A 22,474-nucleotide genomic window follows, 5' to 3' on the forward strand; every position below is an offset into this window, starting at 1 on the left:
GCCACGTGACGCGGTTGATCGTGGCAGCCGGAGGAGGGGGCGACGCTGTCGCCGCCGCAATGTTGGACGCGGCCTTGTATGGCGCTGAGGACCCGGCGGTGATCCTCACCTACGCCTGGGACCGCCTGATCGTCGACCCGTTGCCGGGGCCCCGCAGTCCGGCCGACTTCAACGGCCTGCGCCAGCTGACGCCAAACGTGTACGCCGTCCCCGCAGATGCCGAGCCTGTCGCTCCCGCCGGCTCCACACTCCCCCGCTTGGCCGCCGAACTGCCGCACACCCTGGCACTAATCGACCCTCGCCGCGGGGCCGTTGGCCTGGCCCAGCAACTCGATGAGCTCATAGCCGAGCTCTCCCCCGAGTCCGTCGACCTCCTGGACGTGGGCGGCGACATCCTCGCTCGCGGCGACGAGCCCACTCTCAAGAGCCCTCTTGCGGACGCCCTTACTCTCGCTGCCTGCGCACAGCTCAAGATGCCTGTGCGTCTCCTGATCGCCGGCCCCGGCCTCGACGGAGAGCTTCCGGCCGGGGACCTCATCGAAGCTCTCGGGCCGATCTCCCACACCCTCGCAGCAGAGGACGTGGAGCCCATCGCGTCCATTCTGGAGTGGCACCCCTCCGAAGCCACCGCGATGCTCGGCGCCGCGGCGCGAGGGGTGCGCGGCCTGTGCGAAATCCGGGACGCCGGCCGCCCGGTCCCGCTGACGGACGCAGGCCCGACTGTCCACGAGGCTGACCTCGACAACGCGCTGCATCGCAACATGCTGTCCCGTGCCCTCGTATCAACGAGCAGTCTCGAAGAGGCCGAGCAGCACAGTCGTGAGATCTGTGGTTTCTCCGAGATCGATTACGAGCGGAACAAGGCCTTGTGGCTCTCCGAGCAGCGTGCCGTGCCCTTGGACCCCAACAACATCCTCGGCGAGCTCAGCCGCTTTGAAGCAGAGGCCCGTAGCCGCGGGATCACCCACACGACGTTCCGCAGGTTGACGGAATCCCTCGGTCTCCCCGGATCGCAGCGTCAAGAGCTCCGCGCACTCCTCATCCAGACACACCCGGACCAGTACGCAGCGCCCCTGTGGCAGATCTCGTGACGGGCGAAGAGTCTTTCCCCTCGGTTGACTTGCCCACGCCCGAGAGCGTCTTGGTGGACACCGATTGGGCCTCCCTGTGGCACGCCTACGGGCCGGCCGCAGATGTACCCGCGCAGCTGCCCGCACTCTTCAGCGACGACCGAAAGGCCAGAGAAGCTGCGCTGCAGTTCCTGTTCGGCACCGTGCACCACCAGGGCACTCTCTACGAGGCAACCGTGCCGGCAGCCCTGTACGCGGCATCCATCCTGCGAGACCCACGCACGAACCTCGCTACCGATCAGCGGATCCCATTGCGTGCCGAGCTGCTTGCGTGGATTGCCTCAGTAGGACAAACGGCTTCGGACGACCTAGAAGACTCACGCCGAGAGAACGGATTCCCGCTCGACGACTACCCGCAGGCAGTCGGCATCCGCAAGATGCGACCGCTCTTGTTCACAACCGCTTTCGACCTCACAGTGGACCCCGACCGCCGCATTCGCGAGGCAGCCATCGCCGCGTGCGTCCCGCTGATAGATGATCCCCAGCTGCAGCACCACCGAGCCGCCTTGGTCCCCCTGGTTCGGCAGGTCCTCGGCACCAGCGAACTATGGCAGCACCGCGAACGAGCCATCGACGCCCTCGACGCATGGGGCGAAGACTCTTCAGGGCTCGAAGGTCAGCGGAACCCCTTCGAATTCTGCGACCGCGACCTGCCACCCAACGGCACCTCGGTGTGGTCTGCGGCCCCCTGGTCCAGCGCAAGCGATGCAGGCGGACCGCCGTTTTGACGGCCCCGCTGGCCATGATCAGGCACGCCATCAGTCGCTGAGTTACAACCTTCTCCACGGGTTCAAGGCCCGCGCACGGCGCGGGCGCGCGCCGCCTCTGTGGCGCGGCCTGCCTCCAGTCTTCGCCCCGGCTGGCCGCGCCCGGCGACGCGCTCGGAGGCTCGGGCATGAAGTGGGAGAAACCCTCTGTGGCTGGGGCAGTCGGCTCCACGGCTTTAGGCAGCCACTTTGGGACGAGCCTCTAAGATCATGGCCCCAACGTCGTGCTTCAACGGGCAGGTCCACAGACTGCCCGACTCGCCATCAGCTTACGGGGCCATGATCACTCGCCCCAAAGCAGCTCCAGCCCAAAGCCGCTTCGCCGACCTTAGGTCCCGTGGGCCACGGCTACAGCTAATCCGACTTAACTTCATTCAAAAGCACCCCAGCAGCGACCCCACATCCCGTAAGATCACATCCAGACGTCCGGGAGGAGTGACGTCCCCGAAGTCACACAGGGAGGGCGAAATGCTTAAGCAGGTAAAGCTCCGCAATTTCAAAGCTTTCGAGAACTTCTCAATCACGCTAAAGGAATTCTCCCTCCTGGTCGGCCCCAACAGCGCCGGGAAAAGCACCATCCTTTCCGCACTCAAGTTCGCTGAAGCATGCCTTCGAAGCGCTAAAAGGACCAAGTTTTCACTGAATAGTCAACACGGAGAGGCCTGGGTTCAGGCGTATCCAATTCCCCTCAAGGATTTTGAACTCCTAAACGAGAGCGTTCGTCACGAGTTCAGGGAAACGAGCGAAACAACTCTAGAATTGATCTGGCAAAATGGGTGCAGGCTACGAGCAGTCTGGCCAAGGGATGATTACGACAGTGACAGCACTCCCTTCTTCTACCTGCTGGATACAGCAGGACGCATCCCTCGAACCGCTAAGCAGGTGAGGGACGAGTACACCCCGATTGGCATCATTCCTGCGCTCACTCCACTAGAGCACGAGGAGGAGATCCTCACCACAGAATACGTTAGGAAAAACCAGGCATCCCGGCTAAGTAGCCGTCACTTCAGGAATCAACTGCGCATTCTAAGCTCCAGCAGTGACGATTGGCAGGATTTTCTTGAATTCGCGGAACCATGGATGGGGGGCATGCGCATCTCGATACCAGTAGCCCAATACGGACCCGAGTCAAGTATTGACGTCTTTTACACAGAACCGGGAAGCGGTCGAGAGAAAGAACTCGTCTGGGCCGGGGATGGGGTGCAAATTTGGCTCCAACTCCTTCTCCATATTTACCGCCTAAAAGAATCTCCCACTTTGATCCTCGACGAACCCGAGGTATTCCTGCACGCTGACCTGCAACGCCGCCTGGTGCGGTTGATCGACTCGCTAGGAATTCAAGTAGTATTGGCGACTCATTCTAGCGAAGTCCTGGCCGAGGCGGACAGTAAGTCGATCGTATGGATTGATAAATCCAAGCGCAACGCCATTAGGGCTCCCCGCAAGGAGGGGATGGAAATACTTAGCGCAACCCTCGGAACCGCATTCAATCTGGGCATGGCTAAGGCTCTACGCGCCAAAGGTGTTGTTTTCGTCGAGGGCAAGGACCTGAGAACCCTACGCATCCTTGCCAAGAATCTCGGATACACAAATATTGTTGCCGATATGGAGTTGGCTGTTGTCCCAATCAACGGCTACTCAAACTGGAATAGCGCCGAAGCCTTTGGCTGGCTAGTCAAAGACTTCCTGAAGGGTTCAGTCGGTTCGATCATCATCCTCGATCGCGACTATAGGACGCAGTCCCAGGTTAGCTCGGTCACGGAAAAGCTCACAGAAGCAGGCCTCCAATGCCATGTTTGGGCCAAAAAAGAACTTGAAAGCTATCTAATTTCGCCGACCGCTATTTCCCGGATCTCGGGCTGCCCCCTTGCTGAGGTGGAACGGGTCATGAGAGAAATCATGGATTCCATGCAAGGGGACATTTTTGCCAAATTGAACTTTGAGCGTCAATCCGTGGAGCGTTCGGGAAAAATGCACGAAGTGAACATCACCGCCGCCACTCTTGCTGATTTTACGCCGCGATGGGCGAAAGTAGAATACAGGCAATCAGTTTGCCCGCCGAAAGAAATCATGTCGCAGCTCAATAGGCATCTACAGGACAACGGGTACAAGGCTGTCTCTTTTGATGCGCTCGCGAAATCTATTCACCAAGATGAGATTCCTGACGAGATGTTGCAAGTTCTACACAAGATCAACACCCTAGCCAGCTAGTGCCGGCATCACGGAGCCGATACTTCGGGCCTCAGCACAAGGAGTAGCCCAGCTTGGATGTGATTGTCGACCAAGCTGACCGAAATGACAGGATCAAAAAGGTAGCAGGGCCGGTACGGCAGGATCCGCTCGCGAAACGCCTGCCGTTCAGGCGTCAGCCCACCACCCTGCGGATACCTCATGCAACCGGCATACCGCGACGATCAAGCTCCGTCAGCCCCCCACGAGATCACCGCTCAAAAGTCAGTAGAGCCTCTTCTGACGGCTTCCCGGTTCGGAGAGAGCAGGCACCCTTGCGGCGCCTGCTCTATTCGGGGCCGGTTGCGCACCTATGCGAGTGCAGGCCGCCTACGGAAGATGGCCAAGGAATAATGGCGGATCTTCGTCTCACGCGGGCCCCGCACCGGGAAGCTGTCGAGCGTCCGCATCGGCGGCTGCCCTCACGTGACCCCGTCCGATCCCGCTCCTTACTGGCCGCGACGCGGTGATCAACACCAAAAAGGACGAGGTACGGCCGCATGCTGCGTAATGTCCGAATCCTGCAGGGTGGCATGTCCGAAAGAACCGCTGTACAGGCGCTGTTCCCAGGCTCAGGTTCCGGTTCTCGTACGAGGCCGCGGAGTTGTGGTCCGGGCTGCCGCGATCGTCCTCGCGAGGTCGTCGACGCGGGCCGCGAGTGCCTGGGGCGGCAGAGACAGGTCCACCACATGCCGGTAAAGCGTGATCGCACCACCGGGCACGGGGACGCGTATCCCCGTGCCATCCTCGTTCCCCGCGACGGATACGAGATGTCCCTCGGACAATCCGAAGCAGGTGCAGTACGCCAATATCTGGTACAGATTGGCCCGCTTGACGCCGTCCTGATACTTGGCGTCCACGAGGATGGCTGGGTGCAGGGCCCCGTCCTCGCCCGGCATTTTGTGCACGAGGTCCGGCAGGAGGGGGTACTCGCTCCGGTCGTCCAGGAAGTGTGTGTTCGCCTGGGCCTGGAAGCGCCCTCCGATCTGCCGTTCGAGTGCGGACCCGAGGGCCTTCGCGAGGAACTCCTCGAAGGCTTTCTCCATGTTGAGGAGGAGGCCGTCGACCCTGACCGGCCGGCCGTCGGTGTATTCGAAAGAAGCACCCTTGAGGATGATCTCGGCGAGGCGCAGAGCCGGGATGTAGTGGGCGTTGAGTCTGCTCGGGGTCCATGCCGCCACGGGAGCTCCGAGCACCGGTGCGGTCACGCCGTCCAACAGGGCGTCCAGCCTCCGAAGTCTGGCACGGTCCTGCGACTGGACTTCTGGAAGCCGGGTAAGGCGGCGGGCCGCACCGAGCAACAGTTGGTTCTCGGGGATGTCGGGGGTGTGTTCGTCGTACGAGATCTCCAGCGGAAGGGCGAGACCCGGGCGGCTGCGGAGCTGAGCGGCTGCGCGCAGCCGCCCGCGCAGCATCAACGAGGTGTCCTCGCGGCCCCGATATCCGGACAGTGGGCCGCGACGGAGTGCCTGCTCGGCTGCTCGGGCGAAAGTGTGGGCGATCGCCGGGAACAGTTCGTTCCGTACGGCCGCGTCGACCGGGTCGGGCTGCCAGCGCGCCCAGCGCGGGGCGTAGGCCAGCAGGTACAGCAGCCGGTCCACCGTGACCTTCGGGGCGATACGCAACTGGACGGCGCCCTCGGCCGTGCCAAGCCTGACCGCACCGACTGTCCGTCTGGCCCTCAGCTCCCAGCGGGAACGGTCCGCGCCCCGGCCGGCGGGACGAACCTCAAGAATCTTGCGGACATCCTCGGAGCTGAGCGTGTCCACCTGTGCGGCGGTCAGGGTCCAGGCACTCCATCCGCCGCCCTCGGCAACATCGACGGGGAAGGGGACCCGGCCGCGCGGAGCCGTTGTCACACCCGCGGTGCGCGGCACGGCCTGGACGGGGGCGCCGACAGGCGCGGTAGGAGCGGCCCGCACCGCGGTGTCGGGCTGCTGCCGCCCGCTAGCGTCCATCACTCAGCGGCCCCTCGCGCCGCCGGAACGCCTTCGCCCAGCCCCTCCTCAGCGGCCGGGGCAGCGGTTGGTGCGGCGAGTCCGAGCTCCTCACGCAGCCCTTCCAGGCCGTACTCGGACGAGACGTCGACATCGTCCCCCCAGTGGAGCTCCTTGAGCAGGGGCAGGATCTGGTGGCGCCAGACCCGGTCGAGGCCCTTGGGGTGGGTGTGCACCGGCGTGCGCATGAAGTAGGACGGGCCGATCCGGAAGTCGCGGTCGTCGAGCCGGGCCCGCTCGATGCGGTTGTTGAGGGCGTCGAGGAGACGAGCGGCGTCCTGCGGGAACTGCTTCTTCGCCAGCCAGTCGGCGAGAACGGTGTCCACCGGCCCTTCGGACGGGTGCAGTTCCATGAAGGAGAAACGCCGGCGCATGGCCGCGTCCATGAGGGCGATCGAACGGTCCGTCGTGTTCATCGTGCCGAGGATGACCAGGTTGCGCGGCAGCCTGAAACGGCGCCCCTTGTCCGAGCCGTACAGCAGGTGCACGAACTCGCGTCGATATTCGAGGAGGAAATACAACTCGCCGAAGACCTTGGCGAGATGACCACGGTTGATCTCGTCGATGACCAGGACGAAGTTCTCCCCGGGGTTGTCATCGGCCTTCTCAGCGAGGTTCTTGAGGGGGCCTGGGACCAGGTCGAAGACGATGCCGGACCCTGCGTCCGAGAGATCCTTTCCGGCAGGCCCTCCGGTCACTGCCTTCGGGCCGCTCCCGCCCTTGGTTTCCTCCTGCGCGAGAGGGACCGCGCGCGGGCGGAAACCCTCGAAGAAGTCCTCGTACGAATAGGCCGGATGGAACTGCACCAGCTGGACGTTGGCCGACCGGCCCGCCGTGAGGTGGCGGGCCAGAGCGAGGGCCGCGAAGGTCTTTCCGGTACCCGGCGGTCCGTGCAGGATCAACTGAGGTCGGTCACGCAACAGTTCCACGCAGTCCTGGAGCCACTCGGTGTCGCGCATGGTCAGCTCGTCGGCCAGCTCCTGTGTGGCGTCGGGCAGTTCGGCGGCGTCCACCGCACCCGTGGGGGTCTGCTCGGGGTCCTCGTCTAGAAAGACTTCGAGGTCGCCGGTGAACTCGGAGAGTTCGAGCAGGCCGGAGTTCGGGTTGCCCAGCGGTCCGGCGAGCGCCTCGGGCAGGTCGTCCATGGTGAGCGGGCTGTCCAGGTTGCTCCAGTCGACCGCCCTCTGCAGAACGGTCCCGTCCCCCGTGACGGTCGACACGGCCGGGCCCCTGACCTCACCGAGGTAGATCTGGTCGCCATCGGTGGTGACCACGATGTCGCCCTCCCTCATCCGTGACAGGAAGGCGTAGAAGGCGGTGGCCGTTTCGGTGCGCCGGGACTGGCTGAGATCGGTGTAGTACAGGTCGACGACCTGCCGGACGTGCTCCGGTTCATCCCCCTCGGCCAGTCCGGGAAGCCGGTCAGCCGAGAGCGTGCAGACACCCTTCTCCCGCCACAGCGAGCGGATCAGCGTCGCTCCCCTCCCATCGGTCCCGCGGATGAGCCAGGCCCGCCGACGCGGCTTGTCCTCCGGGGCCGCGGCCTTGAGCTCCTGAGGCACGAGGTCCTGAAGCTCCTCGCCCCGGATTCTCTTCGTGAGCAGTGCGCGCACCGCATGTGCCCCGGAGGCGGCCGGGTCATAGACCCGATTCTCCTCAAGGAGCGTGCGCCACTCGTCATACTCGCCTTCTGAAAGGCCGAATTGCTCGGGAACTTCCCCGTCCGCCCCCAGGGCGAGATGCCAGCCGGTCGGGCGATGACTCTGGAGCCACGCCCGCAGCGGCTCCTCCGCCAAACCGGCGACCCCCGCCAGGTCGGCGATCTCCACCCACTGGTTGGCATCCGGCAGCGTCTCCAGGATCTCCGCCGCCCGGTCGAAGGCCGCGCGCTCGGTACTCCAGTACCCGTACCGCTCGTACGCGCGGGTCAGGAGTGCCGCCGGATCGCCCTCGTACGCCAGAAACGCCTGACGCCCCGGGCCGGTCAGTTTCCACGTCCGGCCTGTCTTGCGCAGCCAACCCGCCTTGCCGAGGTTGATGCTCTCGTACCGCAACTTGGTCCTGATCGTGGTCGACAGCTCCGGGAATGCCTCCTCCCAGTCCGCCTTCAACGACGGGTCCAGCTCCTGCACCCGCTCCCACACCTCGCGGAACGCCAGCCCGTGGCCCGCCGGCAGCTTGGCGAGCACCTGCATGGCGCCGTGCACGGCGCGCGCGTTCAGCTCGAAGACGACGGTCATGACATCCCCCTAGCCCCTCCGTCCTCGCCCCATCCCGGCACATACGCCCCGGTCACAGGCCGATCAACTCCAGCGCCACCAACATAGCGGCGCCCACTGACAATCCGGTGATCGGGCGGTGTTCAAGCCGCGGCGAGATCCAGCCTGGCGGGGACGGGAGCAGCGGCGGGTGCCCATGTCGAGGCGTGGCCGACCGGTGACGATGTGGGGGACTCGCTCGCGAAGATCGCCGAATTGGAAGACGGCCACAGGAAGTGAACGACCCGAAGGCTGAGCTGTACGCATGTGACCTCACCGGCGCGATATGGCACAAGGCATCGGCCAGCGGCGCGGAACACGACTGCGTAGAAGTCGCCCAACTCCCCGGCGGCGCCAAGGCCGTCCGGGATTCCAAGAACCCCGGACGGGAACCCCTGCGCTTCACGGCCTCGGAGTGAGCCGCCTTCCGGGAAGGGGTCATCGTCGGCGAACTGTGACCGGGGCTGATCCGCCACCCCCGCGCCTCAGTTCCAGAAGCCGAGCTGCTCGTCCTCCCCTATGTCCGTCATGCCGAACAGGACCTCCTCCGCGTCAGGCCGACCCGCGTCGGCGACCGCGTGCCCGTCCGAGTCCGGCAGCCCCGGGGCCGGGGGCACCGACCGGGTGAGCGGACTCGTGCCGGGCCCGTGTCTGCGGCCCCGGCCGGGCGCCGGACTTAGCTCGGCATGGACGTACCGCGTGCCCTGCTCCGCCGCCTTCGCCATCTCGCGGTAGATCGCCAGGATCTCGTCCTTCGTACGCTGGAACAGCTCCGGCGTCTTGTTGCGGAACGCCCGGAAGCTGTCCAGCACGAGGGCGGCCTCCCCCTCGGACAGGCCGTACAGGTGGAAGTACGCTGCGTCCAGCTCCGCCCGCATCAGAAAGCGGCGCTCTTCGTCCCAGACGAACGGGGCGTCCTCGTCGCCCAGGTGGCGTGCGAAGGGCGCCAGTTCGTGGGAAGTGTAGGTGAGTTCGAGAACTCGGTCGCGGATCCATGGGGCGGAGGGCTCGTTCGCGAGCCAGGGGGTGACGCGCGCGTAAGCGTCGGGCTCGAGGACGGGGAGTTGTTCCACTACGAAGTACGTCAATGAGGCGCCGGCGTACTTCTGCCGAGCGGAGAAGTCGAGAACACGACTCGAAAGGTTCGCCAGCAGCAGTTCAGGCAGCTGCTTGACCTGGAGCAGCGGGAGCTTGTGCCCCACCGCCGTCCGAGGCAGCACCGAAGCGATCACCGTCCGCTCGTCCGACGCCCGGCACACATCGCGCCAGCCCATCAGCCAGTCGTACGGCCACTCCGTCTCGGGCTTCAGCGGCTCCGCCGCGAGACGGGCGTCGACCAGCCTCTCCGACACCCAGTATCGAGGCAGCGGCACCGCATACGGATCCTCATGCGCCCCCGTGTCCAGCCGGGGCAGCGTCCCCTTGTTCTTCTGCGCCTGCGTCGCGTTCTCGTACGTCGCGAAGCGCGAGTCGTAGTGGTGGACGAACTTGCCCTCGTACAACGGCAGGGCACGCTCGTCCTCACACACGAACGTGGTGCCCGCGCGAGTCCAGCCGTCGTTGAGCAGAGTCTCGTCCGTCAGGAACCGCTTCGAGTCACTGGCCATGTCGAACATACGCATGAACCGCAACCCCCAAGCATTCCGCTCACCCCCCATCCCCTTGTCCGCCCACAGCACCGGCACCCGCTCATGAATCCCCCGCAGCACGCTCAGGTGCTCCGGGCTCTCGCACACGGGTGAGGTTCGCGTGTTGGGGTTGATGTCGCGGAAGCCCTGCGCGTCCAACTCGAAGGTGCGGGCATCCAACTGGTCGGGCCTGCGGGCCCGGAACGCGAGCCGCGCCCGCTCGTGGCGCCCGTCCGGTCCGCAGACGGTGAACAGGCAGAAGCGGTACTGGTTGTGGACGTCGGGAAATACCTTCTCCTCGTTCTCCATGTCCAACACCGTCACCAACTGCCGCCGCTCGACCAGATCCCCGAAGAACCGCGACGTTGTCATGTCCGTCGCAATCCCCGTGGGCAGCACAAGTCCCGACATACCCTTCGGGGCGAGCAGCATCCGGGCGCGCTCGGCGAACACCGCGTACGTGTTGACGTCGCCGTGTCCGGTGAGCGGGAAGATGCCGGAGTTACGGAGCATCAGCGTCGTACCTGCCGCCTCCCGCAGCGCCACCTGGAAGTCGCCGTAGTGCTCGCGGTCGACAGCGTCCTCGCTGTCCTGAAGCGCCACGATGAGCTTCTTGCGCTCGTGGGCGTTCAGCGCGTCGGCGACGGTCTCGTCGCGGGAGGCGAACCACTCCTTCTCCTGGATCTTGACGCGCTCCCAGGGCGGGTTGCCGAGGATGCAGTCGAAGCCGCCCTGCCAGCCGGTGTCCGGGTTGTGGTCGTCGTCTTCGTCGTTCTCGACGCGGAAGACACGCGGGAACTCCAGGTGCCAGTGGAAGAACTGGTTACGCGAGGCGATGTTCTGGAGGGTCTCGGTCTCCTCCTCATCCAGGGTGCCGCCGTCCGCCAGGTACAGCAGCGTGGTGCTCGTGATCGCCGAGGGAGCGCCCTCGTACTTGGGCCACAGGAAAGCGGCGCACCAGGCGTCCGCGACGCGCTGATGGCGTTGGCGTTCCTCGGACTTCCGTACGAACTCCTCGTAGCGGCGGGCCTGTTCACGTACCTGGGACAGACTGCGGTCCGGCAGCTTGGCCAGTTCTTCCGCCTCCTGACGGAGTTCGGCCGTCCCGACCCGCAGCGGGCTGCGTCCCAGCGCCGTCTGGATTCCGTCGCCGCCCGCGCGCTCCTTCTTGTTGGCCGCCTTGAGCCGTGTGAGGATCTTGCCGTCGTCACCCGCGAGCTTCTTGAACGCGCCGTCCGGGATCGCGTCCGCGACAAGTTTCGGCGTCGCACCGAGCAGGGCGTTGCCCACCTTGACGCGGTCGTCGAGGAAGGCGAGGGGCCGGCCGGGCTCCAAGGACTCCAGCCACAAGGAGACCTTGGCGATCTCCACCGCCATCGGGTTGATGTCCACGCCGTGCACGCAGTGGCGTACGACCTCGGCGAGCGCTGTCCGCACCCGCTCCGGAGCCGGTTCGGGGTCCCCGGTGTCGAGCTGTGCGTAACGGAGGGCGATGCGGCGTGCGGCGGCGACCAGGACGTGGCCCGAACCGCAGGCGGGGTCGATGAACCTCAGGTCGAGGAGACGGCGCGGGTCGGCCGTCGCGAAGCGGTCTATGACCGGGTCGAGTGCCTCGTCGAGGAGTTTCTCGATGACGCTGACGGGCGTGTAGTAGGCGCCCGTCGTCTTGCGCTTGTTGCCCGCGAGGGTTTGGAGCCAGAACCGTTCCGGCTGGGCGCTGCGCCGGGGCCGCAGTTCCAGCAGGGACTCGTAGACGCTGCCGAGTTCGTCGGCGCCGAGGTGGCGGTAGTCGACGCGCTGCCAGCGGCGATTCGTGTCCTGTACCTGGCACAGCAGCCGTACGGCCTCCAGGAGGCGGTCGTTGGGCAGCCTGGCGGTACGCAGCGGTTCGACCGAGCCGAGCCGGGTGGCGGCAGCGTCGCCCTCGTCCCGGACGTCCCGGAAGTACAGGCCGCCGAGTTCGGGCAGGGCGAGAGCGGGTGCCCCGCCGTCGGTGCCGAGGGCGTCGAGCACTCTGCACAGAGTGGGCCACAGGTCGGTGTTGCGGTCCCCGGGGCGGCGGAAGGCGATACGGCGCAGGCGTCTGGTGGAGAAGTAGGCCATGTACCGCTTACGGGCGCGCGCCACCTCCTCGGACTCCTCCGGGTCGAGGAGAATGCCTCGGTCCTCGGCCACGAACAGGAAGATCAACTGGTAGGCGAGGCGCAGCAGTTCGTGGTGGAGCTCCTCCAGGGTCTCCTGGCCGCCGCGTGCGACGGCGTCCCGCAGATGCTCGTTGGTGTCCAGGAAGCCGGTGCCGAGCACTCCGAGGGCGTCGGCGACCTGGTCACGGAGGTGGTCGCGGGCGCGCAGGCCGGTCTCGACGGAGTGGGTGCGCAGCCACTCGATGCGGCAGTCGGCCGGGGTGAGGGCGGGGGCGTCGGGATCCCCGATCTCGTCGAGCGTCGGTTGCGCGGCCCCGCCGACCGCGTCGCCACGGGAGTCGTACCCGCCCTCGTCCTCCTCGTTGTCTCCTTCGTCGCCCTCGGACGTCTCCGCCGACTCCGGTTCTTCGTCGGTGTCGCCGTCCGGTTCCTCCCCCGCGCCCCCAACGGCCCGCCCACGAACGCGTTTGCGCGGCTTGGCCACCAGCTCGAAGCGGGAGGCGTGCAGCAAGGAGTACAGGAGAACGAAGTCGGCGTACTGGTCGTTGTCGAAGATCGCTTCGAGATCGAACTCCAGATACGCGGAGCCGACGAGGGAGGTGGAATCCCTGAGGACGCGTAGGAGTTGACCGTTGGAGAGGATGCCCCAAAGGTGGCCGGGCGAGACGTTGAGGAGTTCCTGGAGGACTGACTGCGGGGCCCGGCGGTTGCCCACCTTCCGGTCGAGCGGCTTGTCCCAGGCAAGCAGATGCACCGGAAGGTGGTCCTGCCAGCGGTGGCTCGTGTGCAGCCGCTCGCCCCGGCCCGGGTGCTCGACAGTGACGCCGTCGGCGGCCAGCGGCCCGTAGCCAAGTTCCGTGAACAGACGCAGCAGCCACGCCCTGCGGGTGAGCGTGGTCGCGGGCTTCTCTCCGGGCAGCCGGTCGAGGTCGTCGCGGAAGGCCCGGTAGGCGCCGGTAAGCGCCGTCCAGGCGCGGCCCGCCGCGTCGCCGATGCGTTCGCCGCGGTACAGGCCGTAGTCGGCGGGGGCGCAGCCGGGCAGCTCGCGGTCCCCCACTGTGACCCGGGCGAGTAGATCAGCCGTGAAGAGCCGGCCCTCGACCCGAACGGCGGACGTGGACGTGGATACGGAGGGGACGGCGGCCCGCGGGTCGGGCAGTACGGCGGTCAACGGCGGACTCCGGCGGGTACGAAGGCGTAGACGCCGAGCTCGTCGGGCGGCCCGGCAGGGGTGACGGTGATACGGCGGGCCGCGGCGGCTCCGAGCGCACGACCACGCTCGCCCGCGGCCTCGCGCACCCGCAGATGCGCGGTGGTGAGCTGCGCGGCGAGCTGATCCCCATAGGCATGCAGATGGTCGCGCACCTCGGGAAGTCTCAGTTCGCCCAGGGCACGGCTGACGGCGCGCACGCGTTGCTCGGTAATGACGCTGCCCTTGGGTTCGGCGGCGAGGAGACGGGCGGTCTCCTCGTCGGTGAGCCATTCGATACCGCCGTCGTCGTCAGGGCGCCAGCCGAGCACACGGGCGTCCTCGGCGACCAGTTCCTTGGACTCGCCACTGCGCTTGAGGGGCAGTTTGAGCTGGAGGCGGTAGCGGGCCAGCAGGAGCACGGTGTAGGTGTCGACGGATTCCGTACGGATCACGCCGAGGCGGCGGGCGGGCCGGTCTTGGGTCGGCACGGCGGGGTCGAGTGCGGAATCAAGGACGTAGCGGGCGATGGCGCGAACCGCGGGGTCGGTGCGTACCAGCGCGTGCTCGTTCGGCGGAACGGGCAGGTCCCGGTGGAAGACCAGGTCGCGGGGGCCGGACGCGGTACCTGCGGTCTTCTTCAGGGACCTGGTACTCCGCGGGGCTTTCGCCGTCGTCCGGCGCGCGGCCCTTCCGGTGCGGGCGGCAGCCGCCGCCTGGTCCTCCGTCTCGTACACGCCGAGCGAATGGCGCAGGCCGGCGGGGAGCGGGCCGGGCTGAGCGGCGAAGCCCGGAGCATGCGGGAGACTCCGCACCGGAGCGCGCAGTGCGGCGAGGGACTCCCGGGCGAACTCGACGATGTCGCCGGGTACGCCGAGGACCTGCCGCAGCGCGGTCAGCTCGTCCTCGACGTCCTGCGGCCGCATACCGGAGTGGGAGAACTTGGTCGGAATCCGTGACTCCCGTTCCGCGGCGCTCTCCCATTCGCGGTGCAGGGCGTCGCGAGCCGCCCCGATCTGTTCGTCCGCCCCGAAGTCGAAGGACATCTGGCCAGCAGCCACCGCTTCGGGCCGACCACGCAGCAGCAGGCTATTGGTGAGCGCCTCCAGGACGCGTTCACCCGCCTTGGGCACGGGCAGGGCGACACCGGTCTGCTGGGCGATGTCGCGGTGCTTGCGAATCAGGACGTCCAGGACGAGTCCGTCGATACCGGTGTCGGTCTCGTAGAGCGTGACGGCCATGACACGTTCGCTGCGCTGGCCGAACCGGTCGACCCGACCCTCGCGCTGCTCGTGGCGGGTTGGGTTCCACGACAGGTCGTAGTGGAGGACGGCGCTGAAGCGCTCCTGAAGGTTGACGCCCTCGGACAGGCAGTCGGTGGCCACCAGGACCTGACGTCCGGGCCGTACGGTGAGCTCCGCGACGCGTGCCTCTCGCGCCTCGGGGGGCAGGTTACCGGTGATCGCCTCGACGTGGGCCCGGCCGCCGAGAGCCTCGTGGAGGTGGGTACGGACGTAGTCGGCGGTGGGAATGTAGCGGCAGAACACGATGGGATCGTGGCCGTCGGCGATGAGTGCCTTGACCTCGTCGATCAGCAGACGCAGCTTCGCGTCGTGCTCGGGGCCCGCCAGTTCGGCGGCACGCTGGGCGAACTCCTTCAGCCGGCGGTCCGCCTTGCGAGGACGGGTGGTCTCCTCGGGCGCCCCCGTGCTCGCCGCGTCCTCGGTCTTCGCGTCCGTGACGGGCGGTTCCCCTCCATCGAGGAGTGTGCCGGGAACGGCGTCCAAGCCTTCCGACGCCTCCGCGTCAGGGGCTTCCAGGACCGCGTCGCGGCCGATGCGGTCGGCCTCCTGAGGGGTGCGTGCGGCGCCGACCGCGGAGCGGGTGGTCAGGGTCGCCCGGCCCGCCGCCGGGGAGGACAGCACACAGCGCAACAGCGCGAGGACGGACCACCAGCTCATGCGCTGGCGCAGCTCGCCGTCGGGCCGGCGGATCTGCTCACGGGCGTATGTGATCACGTCGGAGACGAACTCGGCGTACGAGGAATCGAGCCGGTACGGCACCTCCCGCAGCATGCGATCGGCCGGGAAGGGAGTGTCCTCGTCGAGGAAGTGGCGGATGTCGCGGCGACGGCGCTGCACCAGGTGACGGGCGATCCGGTCGCGGTGCGCGGGTACGGTCGGATCCAGCTGGGCAAGGCTCTCGTCGAGCAGGCCGGTAAGTTTGGCGAAGGCGTCGCGGTCCCCGCTGTGCGGGGTCGCGGTGATCAGGATCAGATGGCGGTCACGATCGGCGGCCAGGTCCTTCAGCAGCTCGTAGCGCTGCTGGCGGCCCGCACCGGCTCCGATGCAGGTGTGCGCCTCGTCCACGATCAGCAGGTCCGGGCAGGTGCGCAGGAAGGCGTCGCGGCGATCGCGTTGCTTGATGAAGTCCGTGGACACGACGGTGTACGGATACCGGTCGAAGATTGTCTGATCGGTCTCGATGATCGACCGCTCCAGCTTGCCGGCCGTGGAGGGCAGCACGAGTTCGGCATCGAGGCTGAACTTATCGTGCAGCTCGCGCTGCCACTGCTCGGCCAGCGCCGGGGAGCACAGCACGGCCATCTTCGTCGCGGAGCCCTGTTCGATGAGTTCCTTGGCGATCAGCGATGCCTCAACGGTCTTGCCGATCCCGACATCGTCTCCGATCAACAGCCGTACGGTGTCCATACGCAGAGCGGCCATCAGCGGCACCAGCTGGTACTGGCGTGGCTGAACGGCGATTCCGGACAGGCAGCGGAACGGGCCCGCACCGCTGGACGCCGATACCCGAAGGGCCGTACGCAGCAGAGACGCGGAGGCGAAGTCTCCGATGTCGTCGCTGTCGACAGCCTGGGGCCGACCCGTTCCGTCATCCTTGACCAGCAGCTTAGGGGCAGAGAAGTGCGGGTCGCCGGTCTCTTCGGGGAACAGCAGGGTGTCGAATTCGCTGTCGCCGTCCAGTGGGCGGGCCAGTACGAAGTCCGCCGTGGTGCCGGGCAGCACCACCCAGTCCCGGTTGCGAGCGCGGACCAGTGCACCGGGCGTGTAGAGGCCGGTCATCGCGGCGCCCGACCCGGGCCGAAGACGTTCGGGTACGCGCGCACGATGGTGTGCCACTCCTCTTCGCTTTCGTCTCTCATCTCGATCACGAGCCAGCCGCGGTTCTCCAGCCAGGTTCTGGCCTTGGTGTCGCGCGACTCGTCGGGGACGCCGTTGCCGGGCAGGTCCAGGAAGACCGCGACGTCGGCGTCGGGTAGACGGTAGACGAAATCGGGCACGGCCCGTGCCAAAACTGTCTCCTCGCCGGTCTCGTCCGGCAGCCGGTAGCCGTGGCCGCGCAGCCACTCCACGAACCCACCGCCGCTGTCGTGCGACGAACGCAGCGCCAGTGCTGCCGCGTGCTCGAGGGGACTCGCCGCCTGGGGCTGGTCCCTGACGGCCCGGCACTGAGCGAGTTCTTTCAGCACCTCGACGGCCGTCTGCCTGCGGATCATGGGGTGGAAGAGCTGGTTGTGGTAGGTGAGCAGGCAGTCGTAGCAGCCGAACTCACAGGTTTCGCGGGCTCCCCTGGCGTGCTTCCGGTCGTGCCACTGCCCGTCCTCCCACTCGTAGTGAATGATTTCCAGGGCTTTGGCGGCGACCTTGGCGATCGTCTCGTGGTCGTCGTGCAGCAGCCTCAGCACTCCGGCGCCGCCTTCCGCGCCCTCGACGAACAGCATGCGGGCCCTGTCCTCGGGATCGGGCAAGTCCTCGCTGTGCAGCTCGGCGTCCTCCAACTGGAAATGCGCTTCGATGCCGCGCTCCAGGGCGTAGCGAAGCGTCACACGCGTGTGGTGATCGACCGGGGTGGACAACCGCAGCACGGCGATGTTCTTGCTGTCCTCCGCGTAGGGCACGACCTTCTCGGTCCGTGTGGTGAGCCGGAAGGTACCGAGCGCCTCCTGCTCCGCCGAGGTCTCGGCGCGCTCGGCGGCCTTGGTATCGCTCAGCCAGCGCCCTGAGACAGGGTCGAGCCAGAAGCCCTCGTCACCAGGGGGGCGACGAGTCCGCCGCCCCAGGTTGATGACCTGCACCGCCGCGTCGCCATAGGTGAGTTCGGCAATCGCGCGCTCGGCGTCCGCGGTGCCGGGAAGGCAGAACCGGGCCGTGAGTTTGCCGTGGTGGAAGCGGTAGGCGGTCATCAGGTGGAAGGGCTCCCGCAGGCGCTCCTCCTCGTCGGAGGAGATACGGCGCCGGGGTTCCGCGTACACGGTGGTCAGCTGCATCAACCGGCGCAGGACCGGTACGAGGCGGGCTCCGCAACCGAGGCAGTCGTCACGCTTTTCCCGGGTGTCGTGCCAGTAGCCGCAGTCGCCGCATACCTTGGCGTCTACCGTGGCGATCCGGCCAGGGGTCTCCCCCATCGGGACCTGGACGTTGGAGACGGTGTAACGGCGTCCCTCGTGGTAGATCAGCGCTCCAGGACCGAATTCGCCGATGGCGATGAACCGCGGCCGCTGAATATAGGCACCGCGCTTCTGACCGTACTTGCTCTCGCCGGGCTCTCCGGGAACGTACGCGGCAAGCGGCAGCCTCGGGAACGAGTAGCCGGGCAGGAACCCCTCGGAAGCGAAGTAGCGGTAGGTGTAGAAGTCGGAGCGGGCGCCCTCGTTGTCATCCGAGTCGTTGCGCAGCAGGTCGAGCTGCTGCTCGGCCTGAATACGGCGGGACCTCGCCTGCCTGCGGTCCCGGGCGCCGATCGAGGAGTCGTTGGCGAGGCGGTCCTGCTCGTCGCGTTCGTCGTGCGCGTTGCGGTACAGCCGACGCCAGCGGTCGCAGGCCCGGTCGAAGGTGCGCAGCGCGTCTCGTACCTGGTCCTCGATCCAGCCGTCATACCACCAGGCCGTATCGGCGAGGTCCCCCTGCAGCGGGGCGAGGATCCGTACGCAGCGTGCGATGGCGTTGCGGCGGTAGGCGTCGGTCTCCAGGGCCTTGCGCAGTTCCTTGTCGAGCGGCAGCGGAAGAGGGCCACTCGCCGCGCTCGCGGGCGCGGCGACGTCGAGTACCTCCGTCATACGGTGGCCCAGGCTCGCTCCCGTCTCGGCCAGCCACACCGCCTGTACATGGGAACGCAGCAGATCCTCGTTGGTGAGGTCGATACGCGGAGGCACCACGCTGCCGGACACCATGAGTTCAGGACGGCGGAAGTAGTACTGATCGTGGGCGCTGCCCGTCGAGCAGTACGTCGTCACCAGGGCCGGCTGACCCGACCGTCCTGCACGGCCCGAGCGCTGCGCGTAGTTGGCCGGGGTCGGCGGGACGTTGCGCATGGTGACCGCATTGAGTTCCGCGATGTCGACGCCCAGCTCCATGGTGGGTGAGCAGAACAGCAGCGGAAGGTCGCCGTCCCGGAAGCCCCTCTCACGCTCCCGTCTCATCTCCGAGTCCACCTGAGCGGTGTGCTCCCTGGCCTCCAGCCCTCGCAGTTCGTCGGCCGCGTCCCGGTACAGGTCCCGGAAGAACGGATTCACCCGGGCTCCGGCGCCGGAGTCGAACGTCTTGCGTACGAGGTCTGGTTCGCCGGTCTCGCCGTCACCGGGCAGCCAGATCAAGGAGGAGACCTTGAGTTGGTGGCCGAGGCTGCCGTCGGACCGCTCGTCCACGACCTGAAGCAGACCGGCGATGCGCAGTACCTGGAGGAGGTCGCCGATGATGACATCGGCGTCAGCCTCACCGAGACGTTTGCCCGCTAGCTGCGGCAGTACTCCGAACTCTCCCGGCCTGCGCAGATAGCGACCATAACCACCGCGGGCGCTGAAGTACACGGTGTCCGCTGTCGAGGAGCGCTTCGGCCGCGGCCCGGCGTACGCGATCCGGGCAGGTGTGCGCGGATCCGTGTCCGGCACGGCCCAGATACCGGCGAGGTGTTCTTTGCTGAGAGCGACCAGTTGCTCGTGTCCCAGCTGGGTCAGCCACTTCTCGTTGACGGCGAGAGCCCGGCGTAGTTCGTCGAGCAGGGTGCGCGCGATCTCCTGCCGGTGAGCGGGGTCGTCGTTCTCCAGAGCCCAGTGGGTGCCGCGCCAGAGGTCGGCGTCGGCAGCGATGTCGGCGAGCGAGGTGTAGTCGAAGCGCAACAGGCCGGTCTGGGAGAGGTTGGGCATGGTCAGCCGCCAGCCGCGCTCCAGGTCCGCGTAGATGCGGTAGGCCAGTGCGGAACGCAAAGCCGCCTGGGTATCCTCCAGCGGCCCGTACTTGACCTGGGCGTTGCGGGCGTAGGCCGTCAGCGGCAGGTTCAGCGCCTCGGCGACGGCCTGAGGCAGCACGTCGTAGCGCAGCCCCGCCGTACCCGCCTTGTCCAGGGCCCGGTACAGAGCGCCCCTGATCTGGGTGACCTGGACGAAGTCGTTAAAGTGGCCCGCCTGGAGACTGGCGTCCTGACGGTTGTCGACGAACGTCAGCAGCTTCTGAGCGCGCTTGCCGAGGTCGGCTTGGCCACGCAGTGACCGCACTACGCTCGCGCTGACCAGGGACACTGCGGAACTGCGCCCTTCGGCCGAGAAGGTGGCGAGCTTGGCGAAGTCCCGGACGCGCAGCTGCTCGTATCCGACGCGGCAGCGGGGGCAGAAGCGGAACGGTGCCCTGATCCACCAGGCGCGCAGTCCGGTGCCGGGCTGCGCTCGCCGCCCGTCGGGGCTGATCCACACCTGCTCGGGAAGGTCGTCCTTGCGGGCTTTGACGACCGTGCGCTGTCCTTGGTCGTCCGTCTCGATCCAGCTTGCCGGAAGCCGGTCCAGGATCTCCTCAGGGTCGCTGGGCCAGGGACGTTCCTTGTCCACGTAGAGGTAGCCGTCACCTGCCTCGGCCGGGGCCTCGGGGTCCTTGCGTGCGAAATAGCGCTCCTGCCGCCCATCGTGGGTCACGGCCAGGTAGTCGTGTCCGCATTCACGGCAGAAGTGGAGCGGGACCAGCGGCCGATCCTGATGTCCGGGTACCCGCAGCTGGTACTGGCTCGTGAGATGGCGAGGGGCGGCGGGCGCCTCAAGGCTGGCGTAGACCGTGTCGCCCTTGGAGAGGAACTGGTGGAGCCTAAACGCGAACAGGGGGCGGCGGGTGCCGGAATCCTTCACCCGTGCGCCGGCCTCCAGCATCGCCTTGATCGCTTCCCTGCAGTCGGCCTCCGACACGGTCTGTTCACCGCACGCCCGGCGCAGGTCGACGGCAGCCCGCGGAATCGTGGTGGGACTGCGGCGGCGGAAGCGCCGCGGGGCTCCGTCCGTGGGCCCCGGCTCCAGTTCAAGGCCGAAGGCATGCTCGACCCAGACAGCAAGCGGATCACGGCTGAGGACCTGATACGAGGACGGCAGGGCATCGGGACCGGAGACCGCACGGCGCACAGCGGCGGCGAGAGCGACCGCATGTTCCTCGGGCGCGAGTGGCCGACCGGGATCAGTGGCCCTCTCAAGCGTCTCACCGATCACCCGGTCCGGATCGACGGGGGTGCCGAAGAGCCGCGTGGCGACCTCGGCCACCGTCTCCTGGGCCTCGGCGAACGTCTCCGTCGTGGCCATGGTCGCGGACGTCCCGACGCACCGCAGATCCGTCGCCTCGCACGCCTCCCTGAGCCTACGCACCAGGATGCCCACGTCAGCTCCCTGGCGGCCGCGGTAGGTATGCAGCTCGTCCAGGACGAGGAAGCGCAGGCCCCTCGCCGCCTTGATCAGCTCCTCGCGCTCATCGGGGCGGGTGAGGAGGTACTCCAGCATCATGTAGTTCGTGAGCAGGATGTCCGGCTTGCTATTGAGTACGGACTCCTTCTCCTTGCGCTTCTCCTGCCCGGTGTAGCGGGCGAAGGTGACGCGGCGGTCCTCGGAAGCCACCCCATTTTCGAGATAGTGCTTGAGCTCGTCCATCTGGCTGTTGGCCAAGGCATTCATCGGATACACGATGATCGCGGAGATGCCGTCGGAATTCGGGTTCTTAAGGACCTCGTTCACGATCGGAATCAGGTAACAGAGGCTCTTTCCGGACCCGGTTCCGGTAGTCAGGACGTACGAACTCTTCGACGCGGCGATCTCGATCGCCTGGCGCTGGTGGTAGTGCAGGGTAAGCGTGATGTCTTCGTCCGCGTCCGTATCACCCGCGCGGTTCTTGTTGCGGAAGTACTGCGCGCACAACGGATGAAGGAGCCTGGTGTCATCGGATCCCGGTTCGGTCAGTTCCGCGACCGTTCCGCCCTTGCGGAATGTGGGATTGAGCGAGATCCATGGATCAGGCCACCTGGACTTTCTGTCCCGCTCCACCTTGAGGTGCTCACGAATGGCAGGATCCCTCACCCAGACCAGGGAGCGCGTGAACTCGTCGTAGTCCTCGATGAGCCGCTCATGCGCGCCGAACACATCCATGGCGTTGCCAATCCCCCTCATGCCACTCATAGCTCGCGGTACCGCTCTCGCGCCTGGCTGGTCACAGCGGCACGACCACCCACCCACTGAGCTCGTTCGACCCACCCTACCGGCGAGATCGCAGGTATCAGCAGGGGTTGCAGACCCTGACTTGATCGGAATCCAGTGCGCCCGGGCGGCTGACGACATCGCTGCTCAGCTGCAGCAGCCAGACCGCCAGATCGAACAAGACAGCCCTTACGGCCTTGAGGCGCCGGGACCGGCCATGAGCCCATCGGCACGGAAGAAATCCAGACCAGACACAATCAACTGCAACGCGCCCGCGAGACGCAGCAGCCGGGAAGGTCGTCCCATGCGCGCTCCGGGATGATCGGACGATCTCGACAAAAGGTGCACCGGCACTTGGGAGACGAAGGTCCGCAACGCGGCAACGTGCTGCACGAACCTCGGCGTCGGAGATATTAGGCTAAGCGGTGCTCAGCCGGTCGTGGACTATCCGTGGACTCATCCCGCCTGGTCTGACATGCACAGGGCCGGGACCTGCTGCGTTGCTTAGGTACCAAGCGCCCTCCGGAGCCGTGAGCGCATGTGCGCATCCTGCCGGTGGTTCGGGCCAGGGCGAAGGCTCGCGGATCCGGCAGGGCTCGATTTCAGGGTGCTGGCATCCACCGCCAGCTCGTTGTCCGGTTCGACAGCCAGCGACGCTCAACCCTGCGTGATCGGCCCTA

Annotated in this window: 9 protein-coding genes; 4 read left to right on the top strand and 5 right to left on the bottom strand. The window is 66.8% G+C overall.

From position 1 onward, the window contains the following. The first annotated feature begins 5 nt into the window (after nt 1-5). The 3 genes from ACFZAU_RS27930 to ACFZAU_RS27940 all read left to right on the top strand — a co-directional run bounded on the left by ACFZAU_RS27930 (nt 6) and on the right by ACFZAU_RS27940 (nt 4,108). Complete coding sequence (locus tag ACFZAU_RS27930) at nt 6-1,091, top strand: DUF1152 domain-containing protein (protein WP_500554409.1); 1,086 nt, start codon at nt 6-8, stop codon at nt 1,089-1,091. Beyond that, on the top strand, nt 1,076-1,858 hold the full coding sequence (locus ACFZAU_RS27935; protein ID WP_500554410.1) for a hypothetical protein: 783 nt from the start codon (nt 1,076-1,078) through the stop codon (nt 1,856-1,858). The genes ACFZAU_RS27930 and ACFZAU_RS27935 overlap by 16 nt, the downstream gene beginning before the upstream one ends. Before the next feature lie 507 nt (nt 1,859-2,365). Beyond that, nucleotides 2,366-4,108 carry an ATP-dependent nuclease gene (locus ACFZAU_RS27940; protein WP_329185707.1) on the top strand — a complete coding sequence of 581 codons (1,743 nt, stop codon included), beginning with the start codon at nt 2,366-2,368 and terminating at the stop codon, nt 4,106-4,108. A 590-nt stretch (nt 4,109-4,698) separates the two neighbouring features. Here the strand turns inward: ACFZAU_RS27940 and ACFZAU_RS27945 are convergent. Together ACFZAU_RS27945 and ACFZAU_RS27950 are read right to left on the bottom strand one after the other, a co-directional pair. Further along, a complete protein-coding gene (locus ACFZAU_RS27945; RefSeq protein WP_500554411.1) occupies nt 4,699-6,003 on the bottom strand; it encodes an McrC family protein in 1,305 nt (434 codons plus the stop codon). A gap of 80 nt (nt 6,004-6,083) precedes the next feature. Then, nucleotides 6,084-8,363, bottom strand: coding sequence for an McrB family protein (locus ACFZAU_RS27950; protein ID WP_500554412.1), 2,280 nt, complete (start codon nt 8,361-8,363; stop codon nt 6,084-6,086). A 254-nt stretch (nt 8,364-8,617) separates the two neighbouring features. On the opposite strand from ACFZAU_RS27950, the gene ACFZAU_RS27955 reads away from it, so the two are divergent. After that, nucleotides 8,618-8,800, top strand: a complete 183-nt coding sequence (locus ACFZAU_RS27955) for a DUF397 domain-containing protein (protein ID WP_329185713.1) — start codon at nt 8,618-8,620, stop codon at nt 8,798-8,800. Nucleotides 8,801-8,866: 66 nt separating this feature from the next. Here ACFZAU_RS27955 and ACFZAU_RS27960 read toward each other — a convergent pair whose 3' ends face one another. The 3 genes from ACFZAU_RS27960 to ACFZAU_RS27970 are packed head-to-tail and all read right to left on the bottom strand — an operon-like array spanning nt 8,867 to nt 21,746. Continuing rightward, nucleotides 8,867-13,324, bottom strand: coding sequence for an Eco57I restriction-modification methylase domain-containing protein (locus ACFZAU_RS27960; protein ID WP_500554413.1), 4,458 nt, complete (start codon nt 13,322-13,324; stop codon nt 8,867-8,869). Further along, complete coding sequence (locus tag ACFZAU_RS27965; RefSeq protein WP_500554414.1) at nt 13,321-16,425, bottom strand: DUF8741 domain-containing protein; 3,105 nt, start codon at nt 16,423-16,425, stop codon at nt 13,321-13,323. Before ACFZAU_RS27965 ends, ACFZAU_RS27960 begins: the two co-directional genes overlap by 4 nt. Continuing rightward, the gene (locus ACFZAU_RS27970; protein ID WP_329185717.1) at nt 16,422-21,746 is read right to left on the bottom strand and encodes a DEAD/DEAH box helicase; all 5,325 of its coding nucleotides are present in this window, start codon (nt 21,744-21,746) and stop codon (nt 16,422-16,424) included. The genes ACFZAU_RS27965 and ACFZAU_RS27970 overlap by 4 nt, the downstream gene beginning before the upstream one ends. Nucleotides 21,747-22,474 lie beyond the last annotated feature (728 nt).

It is taken from the genome of Streptomyces sp. NPDC008238 (assembly GCF_042956445.1).
In the GTDB taxonomy this organism is placed as follows: domain Bacteria; phylum Actinomycetota; class Actinomycetes; order Streptomycetales; family Streptomycetaceae; genus Actinacidiphila.

Excerpts from the sequence above, each read along its gene's own strand:
- ACFZAU_RS27970 (WP_329185717.1), bottom strand. The coding sequence starts at position 21,746 with ATGGATGTGTTCGGCGCGCATGAGCGGCTCATCGAGGACTACGACGAG.
- ACFZAU_RS27940 (WP_329185707.1), top strand. The coding sequence starts at position 2,366 with ATGCTTAAGCAGGTAAAGCTCCGCAATTTCAAAGCTTTCGAGAACTTC.
- ACFZAU_RS27965 (WP_500554414.1), bottom strand. The coding sequence starts at position 16,425 with ATGACCGGCCTCTACACGCCCGGTGCACTGGTCCGCGCTCGCAACCGG.
- ACFZAU_RS27950 (WP_500554412.1), bottom strand. The coding sequence starts at position 8,363 with ATGACCGTCGTCTTCGAGCTGAACGCGCGCGCCGTGCACGGCGCCATG.